Consider the following 13,159-nt stretch of genomic DNA (forward strand, 5'->3'; position numbering starts at 1 on the left):
GATCAATCCTCCATGAAGAAGTCATCGCCGGGGAGAACGTCCGGCGAGTTTGCAATGTCCTCGGCTGCCGTTGGCGGCTCGAGCTCGTCCATCGGTTCGAAAATGGCAGGCGCGTCGCCGGCATCCGGTGCGATTTCGAAGTCGCGGAATCGCGCCTTCTCGAACTTGGCGATCTCGGCCGAGCCAAGAATTGGAGACGCGATGCCGGCGCGCCGGGTCGCCTGATCTGCAGTCTCCTGGATGTCGCGAATGGCCTGCTGCACCACCGGCAAAGCCAGGGCAGCCATGCTCGCGTTCGTCCGTCGTAGGAGGCTCTCAGCTTCCAGCCAGCGCGTCACCGAAACGCCATCGAAGCCCGACTTCACGCAGGACACCTCGCACCAGCCTTCTTTCGTCCGAACCGAGATTTTTCCGAGATCGGCGGGATTGACGCGAACGAGTACCGACTTCTGGTGGACCTCCGCACGCAGCCGCTGAAGCTGGAGGCTCTGATAGCGAAGTCCGAGAACGCGGATGCCTTCATTCCCGATCCGGCGCTCCAGGGTAACGCCAAAAATGTGGCGATTTACGTCGGGCTCGGGGCTCGGAAGCACGGGGAAGTCACGTGTGAGGCGTAGCCAGGCGTTTCGCGGCGTTTCACCGCCGAGCCCGGAATGGGGCGTGTTGTGGTACACGTCCACAATCCACCGAACGATCATCCGACCGATTTCAGCGATGTCCAGCGTTGCGCGCGCTTCGGCATCGTAGTCGCCCTTTGCGACCACGTTGGCAAACGTCTGCCCGTCCAACCGAGAGAAAAGACCGTTCAGGGTGCGGAAGCTGCGCTCCGTGCGAGCGCGCATCTGTGGCAAGCCCGCAGGAGGGAAGAGCAGCTCTGCGCCCATATCGGTGGCAGCTGAACAATATTCGTGACTGAGGAATTGCGAACCAGAGTCCTGCACCACACTTTCGATCGAACCGTACATATCCCATGGCGTGATGCAGCCCGCTGCTGCCGCGTAGGTCGACTTGTCGTTCACCGCCATCTCGAGCGTCGCTACGGCCGTTGACGCTGAGAGCTTATCCACGAGCAGAGCTGCGGTATAACAGCGTGTGGCCGCATCGATCGCGGCGGAGAGCCAATAACGCCCACGCTTGACCTCGTCCTTCAGCTTCGGCGAAAGAGTTTCCCAGATTCCTGCGTCGATTAGGATTTTTTGGAGCGGAATGAGGGTCTCGTCGATCTCGACCCGCTCCAATGGCCTGGTGACGTCCAGTCCACCGCGCACGATAAAGAACTTCTTCCGGGCAGCTTCTGGAGACGTTCGGCCCGCTTCGACTGCGAACGGATCTAGAGCGTTGATGACACGCTCGAAAGCCTTTCGGCTCGGCTTGTGCAGCGGACGAAGACCTTGCTGCTCGCGCTCCTCGTTCTGCCGGTCAATCTCTGCGTGCAGATCGTGCAGCAGGTCCGACTTCCTTGGCTGGCGAGTACTCATGTACATATCCGCAAATTTGGACATGAGGGCGCGCTCCTCGGCTCCGAAGCGCACACTCCTGCGGTCGCCGCATCGACTCCAACCGTCGACGAACGCCATTGCGTCGTAATTGCACGCCTCATATTTCCGGAGCCAACGACGCAATGCCCGAGGGCTAGGCGGTCGCTTAACTGACACGTCAGCGGAGCCGCAACGGCCATTAGCGAACTCCCTCGTGAGGAGTTCAGCGACGATCTGGGCCACTGCTGCCTTTAGGGATTTGTCCGAGCGGCTGACCTTACCCTCGGCCTCCAGTTTCAGGATGCGATCGCATATCGTTTTGCGCCAAAGCACCTTCGTCTGCGTCTTTGGGCTGAGATCGGTGATCCGCGACGTACCGTGCGGTAGGCGCAGCTTGGCTTTTGTCTTCTTGTAGAAGCCAGGGTCGATGCTCAGGCGGCCAGCTTGCCGCAAAGCGTGAAATTCCTCGTGGGTGAAGGATTCATGCAGATCGGGGTTGTCGACACGCCGGAGGACATGACCGATCCAATCGTATGTTGCCGGCGAATATTCATTACCGTCGATGGTGATCTTGTCCTGATGCGAGAGGTTCCACCGCGGAGCGGTGCTCGTATGCACAAGGTGGGTGGGGTTCAAAGCATTGGTCATGTGAATTCTTTCAGAAATGGGTTTCGGAGGTGCGAGAAAGGCGCACGAAGCTGGTTCGAGAGATGCGGCCGGGGCCGAGGTGCTGCAGCACGCCATCGGCGATGAGGCAGAGGAGGGCCATGAAGCCGAAGCCATCGTTGCGGGTGACAGAGAGCACCTCGCGGATCGTCATCGAGCCGCGGAGCGTCCTAGCGAATGCGAGGATCGTCGCGATGTCGTCGCTGTCCCTGGATCGTAAGGCTCGGTGGAGCAAACGAGCGTCTGCCGAACGATCAGGGGTGATGTGTTGCTCAGTGCGGATATGAAAATAGTCTGCGACCTGGGGCTGCTGGTCCCGGATCAGCTCGACTGTCTTGCGAATACCGCTGGGTTCAACCCTTTTTGCGGGCTTCACAAAGAAGGCTGTGCTCGTACCCGCCTTCATGTCCACGACTATGTCGATGGTGTGCTGGTGGATCTCGCCGTTCTCGTCGACGTATTCCACTGGGCCGACTTGTTCGCGCAGATCGGCCACCGAAGGCGTGGCTATCGCAATATACGCCAGGTTGCGCTCTGGGATGCTCTCGAAAACAATCTCGCGGTTGGTGCGAGGGTTTACGAGCGATCCTCGGAACGATGCACGTGACTTCTTGGCTGGTCTTCTACTCGCGACAGAGGCTCTGGGGGGAATCCAGACTTTGTCCAGCGTATCCCGCTTGAGCTCGCGATTTTGGTCGAGAGTGAGCGGTGGGTGAGCTTCGGCGCTTGGCGTCGCCGGTTGTTCGGCCTTGGCCGGCTCGTAAATATTATCAGAGTACGTGGATGGTGGAATTGGATATTTCGGCAGTCTTTTAAATGAAATCATCTTAGGGTTCTGTTCGGTAGGCACACTACCGCGATCCCAATATCTCGCGAACACTGCTTGCTATTGCTCGCAAGCTCGTGTATAAGCGAGAGACTGAGTTCGGCAGTTGCCGGACTTGGATAGGCCTGCTCCGGGGTTTTCGACGTCCGTAGGAGCTTGCCGCATGAAGGGGGCATTCCGGTTGGCGCTGGAATGCCCCTTTTGCTTAGGCGTGTTGATTGCGTCTCTACATATGCGGTTCCTTGTCGTGTTCGGGCCGATCGTGAATGATCACCGGGAAGACGATGATCTGTGCGCCCGGCGCGGATTTGATCCGTGCTTCCGCCTCGGCCTCTGCCAGCACCACCTGCGCGGCGGCTACTGACGCTGCATAAATGGCCCGTGAGCCAACTTCCTCGCCAAACTCAATCCTGATTTGACTGAGCCTGATTACCAGCGAGGCGAGCTTATCCATTGCGTCCTCCAACCATTTTCTAGGCGTTGGGAGCGAGAGGCAGGCTCTGGTGGAAGCCTCCGGCGGGTATCTGCTTCGCTGCATTCGTGTCCTATTCCGCCGCACAGGTTGATCTGACCGGACACAATGCGTCCGGCACAGACCATCCCGCTCAGCTGAGTGAGAGTCAGATTTTGGCTGTGAGCACGGGCCCCGACAAAAAAACGTGGGCGCTGGCCTCCCGCCAATGGCGGGGCACGAGACTCAACGGTGAGTTCATCACCCTTCGAACTGAGCCTCGGCAATTCGAAGTGGGGTGGTTCTAGTTGATTTGGGAGGGGTGATGTAAAGAAAAATTTCGTTCAAAGGTCTGTTAAACATACCTGGCAAGCGATGAAACACCACTCTCTTTGGTGTTTACTTCTGGTCGAAGTGCGCTATTTTAATTCCTACAGCGTATACGTGCGTGACTTCTGATTTCTTAATAAATGATAAACGGCGCTGGCTCTATTGGGCACATTGGCGCATAATAGCTTTGCACAAACACTCAGGCCGGAAGCGCCGGACACCACCCCGAATGACTAGCAGATCGACGTGAATCCGTTGCTGGCGAGTTCGCTAGTGGGGGTGGCAGTTCGCCGGCAGTATCGCGCTTCGTTATTGGTTCGCTCGGCTGAGTGTACTCTCTCGCCTTTCCATGAGCCCTTCGGCGGAAGCGCTGGGCGGCGCGCGTGTTGGCCCGTCTGCCTCTGGCTTCACGCGCGAGCGGTCAGGTCAGAGCCCCGGGCGCAGCGGTCCTCAAGCTCCCATCCGTCACGTGTTCCCAGGCTGTAACGCGGGAGCGGCACTATGGCTGATTGGCTATTTTTAGAAGGATGGATGCGTCGCATCCCATCTCGTCGAACAGCGGATCAAGAAGCATTGGGTCGAACAAGGTGTCGACTTCCGACTGACGGTGACGCCAGAGAGGATCCCGACCATCCAGCGACTTGATCGGCGCCGACCGAAGGGTCTGGGAGCGGGAAAGGACAGGCCGCACGACGTGAATCATCTGAAACCCTCGCGTTGGATTAAGCCGGAAGCGAGCAGGCAGCAGCTATCGCTCAGGGTCGAGGAGGCGGGTTTCTCGTCTGAGCTCGCTGCATGTTATACAGAATGTAAAAAAATCTCATCAAATGCCGCGCATTATGGTTAACGTGCGGAGCTAGGGCGAGCTTAGAAGTCAGCCGACGTTGGGCTTTGTAAAAACCACGACGCCCTCAACGGAATCCCCACTTACAAAGCTGGCCCCGGCTCCCTCTAGGGCTCTGCGGAGACGAATGTTCAAGGCAATTTTTGGCTCGATATCGCCGGCTTCGAAATCAAAAAGCGTCTTCCGGGACACATCTGCGGTTTCTGAAAGCCAATCTTGCGTTTGCCCTAAAAGAAGCCTCGCGGCTCTGCAAACGAACCCTCGGATCGGCGCGTCTGCAGGCATAGGCAGAAAGCCCGCTCCAGTCAGGAGTGTCGGACCGCAATCATTTTTATGGAATAATTTTATGGAGCTTGTATAATAAGAGCTGTCGCCGAACGGCTTGGCGGAGTTGGGCGATCCATCCTTCTGCATGGGTATTTTCGACGGAGAGCTCATCCGTGCCGCACTCTTTTAACCTAGATTTCTGGGGACCCACCGACATCACACGTCGCCCCGCTGAGCACAGCGAGAGACAATGCGAGATGGGGCAGCGGTTGATATCGAAATCCGTCGTCCGGCAAACATGACAAATGCCTCGCTGCCGGTCGAGAGCAGCGGGATGATTTCCCCTGCACAATAGTCGCGGCGAGATCGCGCCGATCAATCCGGCCTCACCAGTCCCGCGAACGCAAGCGGTCGGCCTTCAGTGCCCGTCGTGTCGTTCCGTTACTGCCTCTCTGCGACCAGATTCACTCAGATCGAGGGCAACATGATCAAAGAGCGAAGCTTCGAAGAGCGCGAGCGCGTGAGTGCGCCGTGTATGCGGACATTCGTCAATATCGCGCGACGCTGGCGACTGTCCGAGCGCCACCAAGCCGATCTGTTGGCGGTCAATATCAACACATTGCGGGGCTGGGCCGCTACGGCTGCGGAGCAAAAGCACCTTGTCCTTGAGACGAGCGCGCTATTGCGCCTGTCGGTGATCCTGGGCGTGTTCGCGGATCTCCGGCGGTCCGTCGCGGCTGCAGCTGGAGCGCGGGAAGAGCGAGCGTGGCTGAAAGCTCGGCAGAAATTAGCGCCTTTCGACGGGCGCACTCCGCTTGAGGTCCTTTCAGGTGACTTCGGAGAGCAGATGGTCGTGCGAAGGCATTTGGCAGCTATTGTTGCCAATGCCGATCCTTCGCCCGCTTCGGGGTTCGAGCAACTCCCTCCTACGGATTTCGACTACTTAGACTTGCGATTTGCCATGGCGCCCATAGAGGCCATCGCCTTCGACGCGTTTGGGACGCTGGTTGAAATTATGGATAAGCGACGACCATTTCGCTGGCTGGTGGCAGGTGAGCGTTCAAACTCGCTCCTCCAGCACGCGATCAGATACCCTGTTGGCTTGAAGGAGTTGTCCCAGCAATTGTCATCACCGATCTCGGGAGACCGCCTTGCTGAACTCGAGGCGGACCTGAACGCGGAACTGAAATCCGTACGGCTTCGACCCGGTATGGATTTGGTGTGGCAGGTGGTCAAACGGGCAGGCCTCCAAACCGCAATATGTTCGAATCTCGCTGAGCCCTACGAAAAATCCCTGGTCGGGCAATTGCCCGGCAAGCCGGATGTCTCGGTTCTTTCATTTCAAACGCGGTTGATGAAGCCACAACCCGAAATCTATCACCTCGTGTGTAATCAGCTGGGCCTGGAACCCCGTCAGGTAATGTTCGTCGGTGACTCGATGCAAGCCGATGTAATCGGGCCGGCGGCGATCGGGGCGTTCTCGATGCCAATCGCGGAATTTGAGCGGTCATTTGCGGCCGGCGCGTCCTTCTATGCCCCGCGTCCAATAGCGGACCTGTTCGATCGGATTATCGGAGCCAAGGCCGGCTGAAACCCTCGTTCCCATCGAAACTCCCCCGATGAACATGGAGGCAAAATGCGCCTGCTTGTCGTAAGCGATATTCATCTCGAGTTCGGCCGTTTCGAATTTCCTTCTCCGATGCCCGACTACGACGTCGCTGTTTTCGCCGGCGACATTGGGCAACCAATTTCCTCTGCCATTGAATGGATGGCGCAGCGGCAGGGGGAGGGCGGCCCACTTCGCGACCGCCCAATTATCTATGTACCAGGCAACCACGAGTTTTATGGCACTGAGTTCAAGGCGGATCTCGCCAAAGGTACGCAGGCTGCCGAAATTGCCGGCATCGAGCTATTGTTTCGTCGGGCGGTGGTTGTCGGCGAAGTGCGCTTCATTGGAGCCATCCTTTGGACCGACTATCGAATTCTGGGGACACCGAAGCCCTCGATGGTGCACGCGGGCCAGACGCTGAACGATCATCGCCTGATCCGATACCGCCAAGATGACGGGCATTTCAGCCGATTTATGCCATGGCATGCAGCGGCAGAACATCGAATGGATCTAGCCTTTATCCGGCGGGAGCTCGATGTGCCTTTTGCCGGGCCTACTGTCGTGGTCACTCACCACGCGCCGCATCCAAAATCCATTCAGACACGCCATGATGGAAGTCCTCTGACGCCGGCATTTGTTTCTGACCTTGGGCATGTGATCGAAAAATTTCAGCCAGAACTCTGGATCCACGGTCATGATCACGGTTCGCACGATTACATGGTTGGGCGCACACGTGTCTTGGCCAACCAGGCCGGCTATCCAAACCTGCACGGCGACCGAGAGAATCGGGGCTTTGATCCGCTTTGCGTCGTGGAGGTCTGATCGAGCGATGAGAGGCTTTGATCCAACTCCGTGGAATTGGTCCATCCTGAAGTATGTCTTTTGGCAGACAGGAGGACCGAGATGCCGAAGAAGCGCCACAAGCCCGAAGAGATCGTCGCGAAGCTGCGCCAGGTCGATGTGCTGGTCTCACAGGGGCAATCCGTTGCCGACGCGATCCGATCGATCGGCGTGGCGGAGGTGCCGGAGCATGTTCGTTCAGATAACGGGCCGGAATTTGTCGCCAAGGCCGTGCAGGAATGGATCGGCGCGGTCGGTGCCAAGACTGCCTACATCGCTCCCGGCAGTCCCTGGGAGAACGGCGTCATCGAGTCGTTCAATGCCCGGTTGCGCGGTTCCACTCTCCCACGGCAAGCTCCTCTTGACGACAGGTAGCTCGCTTCGGACCAGTACATGTCGGACTTTTCGGTCCAGGGAATACGGCAAATCGCTCAGCATAGTCTGCAAAGCGGCCTTGTGAGACCGTGTCGCGGTCTAAGTATCCTTGACCGTGAAGTGATCCTGTGTCCAAAATGAATTCGATATTCAAATATCGAATTGGCTTCGGACTTCCGATCACTAACTGCGAGTAGCAGCGGCACAAGGCTGCTCTGCAAAAATCAATGCGGGAGGAAAATCCATGCGGGACCGAGTGCTTCACCCAGCCATCGTTCATCGACCGACAGGCCAAACTCAGTTTCAAGGCGGCACCTTATCCTGCCGATGCACCGATCGTCCTGTTCGAGTGAAAATCACCGGAGGAATTGCCCACAATCATGCCTGCGGATGCACCAAATGCTGGAAGCCCGACGGGGCGGCATTTTCGATCGTAGCGGTTGCGCCGACGGAGGCAGTCACCGTTGCCGAGAACGGCGATAAGCTAGCTGTCGTTGACCCCGCAGCCCTCATCCAGCGCTTTGCCTGTGACGATTGCAGGACCCACATGCATGGCCCCGTGGAGCGGGATCACGCATTCAAAGGCCTGACGTTCATCCATCCGGAGCTCTTTGATACCGACAATTGGCCGCAGCCTGGTTTTGCGGCCTTTGTATCGTCAGTCATCGAGAGTGGCGTCCATCCATCCGAGATGGATGGTATCCGAAGCAAGCTGGAAGGTATTGGCCTCGCGCCGTACGATTGCCTGTCACCGGTGCTGATGGATTACCTGGCGACATGGACGGCGAAAAGGAGCGGTGTTCTAGCCGATTGATTGGGGCGACAGTTATCGTCTCACCAATCCCGCGTAAAGACCAAGCCGAGTAACTCAGCACCGTGGCTCTTATTGGCTCCTGTGAGCTCAATGCAGCGCCTCGGCGCATTGATCTGCCTGCCTGAGATGGTCGAGCAATTGAGCAGCCAGGCGATGAGCAAAGTAATGTTTCATCCCAGACCGGCGGTTGGTCCGAGATGTGTCTTCGTCGCGAAGTATTTCAACGCCATGGTTTGATCGAGCTCAGCTCTCTTTCAACCGTGCAATCTAGCTTGGAGCAAGCGATGTTGTCGGTCCGGAAGAAGTTCAACGACATATTGTGCCGGAATTTATGCTCTGCTGCTGCGCCGATCTTTGATCCGCTTTCGGCGAGAATTGCCGACATGCAGGGTTGGGAAGTGTCAAAGCTATCAGGCTCGTTCGGCAAGTTCGCCAATCTTGCTGTTCCCGATGGAGTCAACTTGTCGAACATGAGCGACCTGGTGGATGTGTGCCAACGGATCACTCGTGTCAGCGATAGCTGCCTGATCGTCGACGCGGACGACGGAGGCGGAAACGCTCTCCATATTGCCCGCACCGTTCGCGAACTGGAGACCGCAGGCGTCAGCGCGATCGAGATCGAGGACAACGCAGTTCCGCGATCGTTTGGCGAGGCAGCCCGCCGACATTCGCTGATGCTCTCCGAGGAGGAGCAGGTGGGGAAACTGCGTGCAGCCGTCGCCGCGAGGCGCGACCAGGATACGGTCATTGTCGCTCGCACAAGCGCGCTTTCCGAGCTGCCCCATGACGAGGCGCTTCGGCGTCTGAAGGCTTACTCGGAGACTGGTGCGCAAGCTCTGATGTTTCCCGAGCTCCCTAACGAGCGGCAAGACCTGGCCGACATCGCATCTGCAACCCAGTTGCCGATCTTCGTTCTGGGGCTATCGCCGGAGGTGATCCAGGATGAGGCCCTGCTCGCGAGGTCCCGCGTTCGCATCCGGTTCTTGCCGCATCTGCCCTACAGGATGGCGGTCAAAGCGATCGATGACGCGTATCGCAGCTTGCAGAGCTTGCCCTCTGTCGATCATCTGCTTGAACAGTCAGCCTCGCCTGAGCAGCTCAGAAGGCTGGATCGCACAGACGAAATGAAATCGTGGCAGGAACGGTTCGTTCGCTGATTGGCCAGGAACGCTGCCGGCTACGAGCAGCCGGATCTTGTATCGGATGAGCGTGAGCGCTCATCCGATGTCAAACGGCCTGTCTCGCCGAGCCCATGGAAAGGGGTTGGTCGTCGCCGCGGCTGATCAGGCGATTGAGAACTCGCCTGCACGCCGCAACGTCCGTGGCAGGCAGATCAGCGATATTGCGGGCTTCAATATCTCTGGCCCGAGCCAGGAGTGCCCTGCTTCGATCGATCCCGCGGGCGGTGAGCGTCAGCAATCCTTCGTTCGAGACCGCAACGATCCCCATCGCTTCTAGTTCATGCACTGTTCCTTGGGCCGCATTGGCCCCCAAAAACAGATGCGGAAGTAGATCCTCGAGGCTCCTGTTCGGGAGCGTCTCGATCGCCGACATCAACCGTGTCTGAAGCAGGCTCAAGCCCTCGGCCCTGCGTCCCTCCTCAAGGGCGTCCGAAAGCGAGCCATGGGCCCGATATAGGAGCGCCGTGAGGAATTCGTTCATCGGCCCCGCGGCGATATCTTGATGTGGCGATTGTTGAGTTGCAGCTTCCGGGTGATCTGCGGCGATGCCGTAGCGGCCCTGGACGAAGAGAAGGGCTGAGCGATCGTGCCGCGTGAAGCGCTCGACCTGGCCTAGGAATATGGTGTGATCGCCTCCTGGGTAACTGGCTACTCGCCTACATTCGAAGCTTGCGAGGGCACCATGCAGCAAAGGTGCGCCCCCAGCACCGGGTGCCCAGGCAACCTCGTCGAACTTGTCTGGACCCGATTTCCCGAAGTGCTTCGAAAGATGAATCTGATCGTCCGACAGGATGTTGATTGCAAAATGTGAAGCGGACTCAAACGCCGGATAGCTCGGGCTGCCTCGTTTCGCCGACCACAAGACTAGGGGAGGGTCGAGCGAAACCGAAGAAAACGAATTTGCGGTCATCCCGACGAGGCTGTCAGTGCTGGAGGCCGTGATCACCGTCACACCTGTCGCAAACTGGCCGAGGCACCGTCGGAACGATGCCGGATCGGCGGCGGGATCACCAAATTCCGTCGGCTGCTGACAGCGCAAGGAGCTCATGATCTGTCCTTTCCGGAACTGGCGGATTTCAGTCGTGATGAGAGAACATTGCCCGGCCGGCGACCGGCATTTGGGCCGTCAGGATGGTTCCGCTCCTGGACTCGGTAATGAAGAGGGTTTTGCGATCCGGCCCGCCATAAGCGCAGTTCGTCGTCAAATGACCGACCGGCGATTTGATGCGCAGGATCGGCTCTCCCAGCGCGCCGAACAGCCAAACGCTTCCCAGGCCCACATGGCAGACGGCGAGGTTGTCATCCTCATCGATTGCTAGACCATCCGGCCCGCTTCCACCGGTCATCTGGATGAAGGTTCCCACTTTGCTGGCGGATCCATCACGCATTAACGGCACGCGCCAGACGGCGTTGGCCCGCGTGACTGCCAGGAAGACGGCTGTCTCGCTCTTGTTGAGAACCAGTCCATTCGGGCTTGGGATGCCATCCAAGATGCAGTCAAGCTTTCCGGCGGAATCGAGCCGATAGAGCCGGCCACTCGGATCGTGATGTCCTGTTTGCCCCTGGTCGGTGAAGTACATGTCCCCGTTCGACGCGAAGACGAGGTCGTTCACCCCTTTGAAGCTCTGCAGGTTAACTCGTTCCAGGAACGGCTCGACACGGCCGCTGACCGGATCGAGAACCATGATTCCCCGGCGGTGATCGGTAATAAAGCCGCGGCCGTCCTTATGAAATTTCAGCCCATTCGGCTCGCCGTCATATTCTGCCCCGACAAACACGTCTCCGCGGGGCGTGATGCGGAATAGCCGGCCCCAAGGGATGTCTACGACCCACAGGTCTCCGTTCCGATCGAATGACGGCCCTTCGAGGAAGGTGGGCGTCGGAGATCCGTTGAACTGGACTTCCGCCCATTCCGACCGCTGACCGGCCTTGAAAAACTGATCTGGAATCTCGGTGAAGACCGTCGCGTCGACGGTTGGCGGCGCTGCAAACATCATTCCTCCCTCGCGACCCTTGACATGGATCAATCGTTATAGTCAGTTCTTTAATAGGAACTCGCGTTCCGATACAAGAACAAAATTTCTTAGGAAACGCACCGACGAATGGCCAGCGCACTGCCGATCAGGCGTGCCGTCGGCTGCCAGAGAGGGTGGAAAACTGTGACGACCGGCATGCACCTGATCAGTTTCCTGATCCATTCGCCGATCAACCATACGATTATGAGTTGGGCCCATCCCGACGATCAGCGTCTGGAAACGCTGGGCAGCCTCAAGATGTGGCAGGACCTCGCGCGGACAACGGAGCGCGGCTTGTTCGATGGGGTTTTCTTCGGCGATACGCCCGGAACATTCGATCGCTTCCATGAGCGCACCGATGAAGCTGTTCGGTACGGGGTGTCATGGCCGTCGCACGATCCCATCGTTCTGCTGAGCGCCCTGGCCGCAGCGACAGAAAATCTCGGCCTGGCGGCGACGCTATCCGTGTCGGCAATCCAGCCTTACATGGCGGTTCGAACGCTCTCGACCCTCGATTACCTGAGCGGCGGTCGTGTCGGATGGAATGTGGTTACGGGCCATCTGCGAGGCGAACACCGAGCGCTGGGGGTAGAGCAACTCGACCACGATGTTCGCTACGACAAAGCGGATGAGTTCATGGATGTCTGCTACGCTCTCTGGAGCGGCATCAAGGATGGCGCCATCCTGGCAGATCGGAAGAGCGGGGTGTTCGCTGACCCATCAAAGGTCGACGTCATCAAGCACGAAGGCGCCTACTACAAGTGCCACACCACCTCCCCAACGCTTCCCTCGCCTCAAGGTCGACCGGTTATCTTCCAGGCGGGTTCGTCGGGACGCGGCCAGCAGTTCGCTCTGAAGCATGCGGACGTGGTGTTCGGCATCCAGCCGCATCTCCAGGGGATGCAGAAATTCATGCGTCAACTCAATGGAGCCGCGGCTGACGCAGGTACCGAAGCCCCGCGCGTGACATTCGGAATTCAACCGATCCTCGGTGGCACCGAGGCCGAAGCCAAGCGCCATCAGGAGGAGCTCCTCGAGCGCATTCCACTGGACGCTGCGCTCAGTCGCCTGTCAGGTTCGCTCGGCGTCGACTTCAGCCAGATGGAGCTCGATAAGCCCCTGGTCGAAATCGACACCCAGGGATCGCGTGGGCTGATGGCCGCGATGTCCGCCAATTTCGGAGGCCGGCCGGTGACGCTCCGCGACGTCGCGATGCACTGGGGGAAATCCGTCGGCGTGCCCCAGCTCGTCGGCACTCCCGAGCAGGTCGCAGACCAGCTGGAGACCTTCTGGCGAGAATCTGGCTGCCATGGCTTTAACGTCACGCCGACCGTGACCCCGACCAGCATCGAGCACTTCGTCGATGAGGTCGTCCCGATCCTCCAACGCCGTGGAGTTTACAGAACATCATATCGCGGCCGGACGTTTCGCGAAAATCTTCTAAGCTAAAAAATAACAAGATT

At 58.5% G+C, this 13,159-nt stretch carries 11 protein-coding genes and 2 pseudogenes; 7 read left to right on the forward strand and 6 right to left on the reverse strand.

Annotation, left to right across the window (positions count from 1 at the left end; all coding sequences use genetic code 11):
- Positions 1 to 2: 2 nt before the first annotated feature.
- The 4 genes from AC1DNE_RS04275 to AC1DNE_RS04290 all read right to left on the reverse strand — a co-directional run bounded on the left by AC1DNE_RS04275 (position 3) and on the right by AC1DNE_RS04290 (position 5,009).
- Complete coding sequence (locus tag AC1DNE_RS04275; protein ID WP_476766209.1) at positions 3 to 2,126, reverse strand: transposase; 2,124 nt, start codon at positions 2,124 to 2,126, stop codon at positions 3 to 5.
- 10 nt (positions 2,127 to 2,136) lie between these two features.
- Positions 2,137 to 2,994, reverse strand: coding sequence for a PDDEXK family nuclease (locus tag AC1DNE_RS04280; protein ID WP_476766208.1), 858 nt, complete (start codon positions 2,992 to 2,994; stop codon positions 2,137 to 2,139).
- A 202-nt stretch (positions 2,995 to 3,196) separates the two neighbouring features.
- Entirely contained in the window at positions 3,197 to 3,424 is a 228-nt protein-coding gene (locus AC1DNE_RS04285) for a hypothetical protein (protein ID WP_476766207.1), read from the reverse strand.
- Between the two features lie 1,201 nt (positions 3,425 to 4,625).
- Positions 4,626 to 5,009, reverse strand: coding sequence for a helix-turn-helix domain-containing protein (locus AC1DNE_RS04290; protein ID WP_476766206.1), 384 nt, complete (start codon positions 5,007 to 5,009; stop codon positions 4,626 to 4,628).
- A 337-nt stretch (positions 5,010 to 5,346) separates the two neighbouring features.
- Between AC1DNE_RS04290 and AC1DNE_RS04295 the strand changes: the two genes are divergently transcribed.
- From AC1DNE_RS04295 to AC1DNE_RS04320, 6 genes and pseudogenes are all read left to right on the forward strand, one after another.
- Complete coding sequence (locus AC1DNE_RS04295) at positions 5,347 to 6,453, forward strand: HAD family hydrolase (protein ID WP_476766205.1); 1,107 nt, start codon at positions 5,347 to 5,349, stop codon at positions 6,451 to 6,453.
- Between the two features lie 45 nt (positions 6,454 to 6,498).
- Positions 6,499 to 7,293 carry a metallophosphoesterase gene (locus AC1DNE_RS04300; protein ID WP_476766204.1) on the forward strand — a complete coding sequence of 265 codons (795 nt, stop codon included), beginning with the start codon at positions 6,499 to 6,501 and terminating at the stop codon, positions 7,291 to 7,293.
- A gap of 81 nt (positions 7,294 to 7,374) precedes the next feature.
- Positions 7,375 to 7,491 (forward strand): annotated as a pseudogene (locus AC1DNE_RS04305) (IS3 family transposase); the annotation flags it as partial.
- Positions 7,492 to 7,656: pseudogene (locus AC1DNE_RS04310) on the forward strand (integrase core domain-containing protein); the annotation flags it as partial. It abuts the pseudogene before it with no gap.
- A gap of 274 nt (positions 7,657 to 7,930) precedes the next feature.
- On the forward strand, positions 7,931 to 8,500 hold the full coding sequence (gfa, locus tag AC1DNE_RS04315; protein WP_476766203.1) for an S-(hydroxymethyl)glutathione synthase: 570 nt from the start codon (positions 7,931 to 7,933) through the stop codon (positions 8,498 to 8,500).
- 284 nt (positions 8,501 to 8,784) lie between these two features.
- The gene (locus AC1DNE_RS04320; protein ID WP_476766202.1) at positions 8,785 to 9,657 is read left to right on the forward strand and encodes an isocitrate lyase/PEP mutase family protein; all 873 of its coding nucleotides are present in this window, start codon (positions 8,785 to 8,787) and stop codon (positions 9,655 to 9,657) included.
- Between the two features lie 70 nt (positions 9,658 to 9,727).
- Here the strand turns inward: AC1DNE_RS04320 and AC1DNE_RS04325 are convergent, their stop codons facing one another.
- Together AC1DNE_RS04325 and AC1DNE_RS04330 are read right to left on the reverse strand one after the other, a co-directional pair.
- On the reverse strand, positions 9,728 to 10,729 hold the full coding sequence (locus AC1DNE_RS04325; RefSeq protein ID WP_476766201.1) for a flavin reductase: 1,002 nt from the start codon (positions 10,727 to 10,729) through the stop codon (positions 9,728 to 9,730).
- A gap of 28 nt (positions 10,730 to 10,757) precedes the next feature.
- The gene (locus AC1DNE_RS04330; protein ID WP_476766221.1) at positions 10,758 to 11,675 is read right to left on the reverse strand and encodes an SMP-30/gluconolactonase/LRE family protein; all 918 of its coding nucleotides are present in this window, start codon (positions 11,673 to 11,675) and stop codon (positions 10,758 to 10,760) included.
- A gap of 108 nt (positions 11,676 to 11,783) precedes the next feature.
- Between AC1DNE_RS04330 and AC1DNE_RS04335 the strand changes: the two genes are divergently transcribed.
- Positions 11,784 to 13,145, forward strand: coding sequence for an NtaA/DmoA family FMN-dependent monooxygenase (locus AC1DNE_RS04335; protein WP_476766200.1), 1,362 nt, complete (start codon positions 11,784 to 11,786; stop codon positions 13,143 to 13,145).
- Positions 13,146 to 13,159 lie beyond the last annotated feature (14 nt).

This window comes from Allobosea sp. 05L423, from assembly GCF_056397745.1.

Bases quoted from the DNA above. Each gene is read 5' to 3' on its own strand.
- AC1DNE_RS04330 (WP_476766221.1), bottom strand. From the start codon at position 11,675: ATGTTTGCAGCGCCGCCAACCGTCGACGCGACGGTCTTCACCGAGATT.
- AC1DNE_RS04300 (WP_476766204.1), top strand. From the start codon at position 6,499: ATGCGCCTGCTTGTCGTAAGCGATATTCATCTCGAGTTCGGCCGTTTC.
- AC1DNE_RS04290 (WP_476766206.1), bottom strand. From the start codon at position 5,009: ATGCAGAAGGATGGATCGCCCAACTCCGCCAAGCCGTTCGGCGACAGC.
- AC1DNE_RS04275 (WP_476766209.1), bottom strand. From the start codon at position 2,126: ATGACCAATGCTTTGAACCCCACCCACCTTGTGCATACGAGCACCGCT.
- AC1DNE_RS04285 (WP_476766207.1), bottom strand. From the start codon at position 3,424: ATGGATAAGCTCGCCTCGCTGGTAATCAGGCTCAGTCAAATCAGGATT.
- AC1DNE_RS04325 (WP_476766201.1), bottom strand. From the start codon at position 10,729: ATGAGCTCCTTGCGCTGTCAGCAGCCGACGGAATTTGGTGATCCCGCC.
- AC1DNE_RS04320 (WP_476766202.1), top strand. From the start codon at position 8,785: ATGTTGTCGGTCCGGAAGAAGTTCAACGACATATTGTGCCGGAATTTA.
- AC1DNE_RS04295 (WP_476766205.1), top strand. From the start codon at position 5,347: ATGATCAAAGAGCGAAGCTTCGAAGAGCGCGAGCGCGTGAGTGCGCCG.
- gfa (WP_476766203.1), top strand. From the start codon at position 7,931: ATGCGGGACCGAGTGCTTCACCCAGCCATCGTTCATCGACCGACAGGC.
- AC1DNE_RS04335 (WP_476766200.1), top strand. From the start codon at position 11,784: ATGGCCAGCGCACTGCCGATCAGGCGTGCCGTCGGCTGCCAGAGAGGG.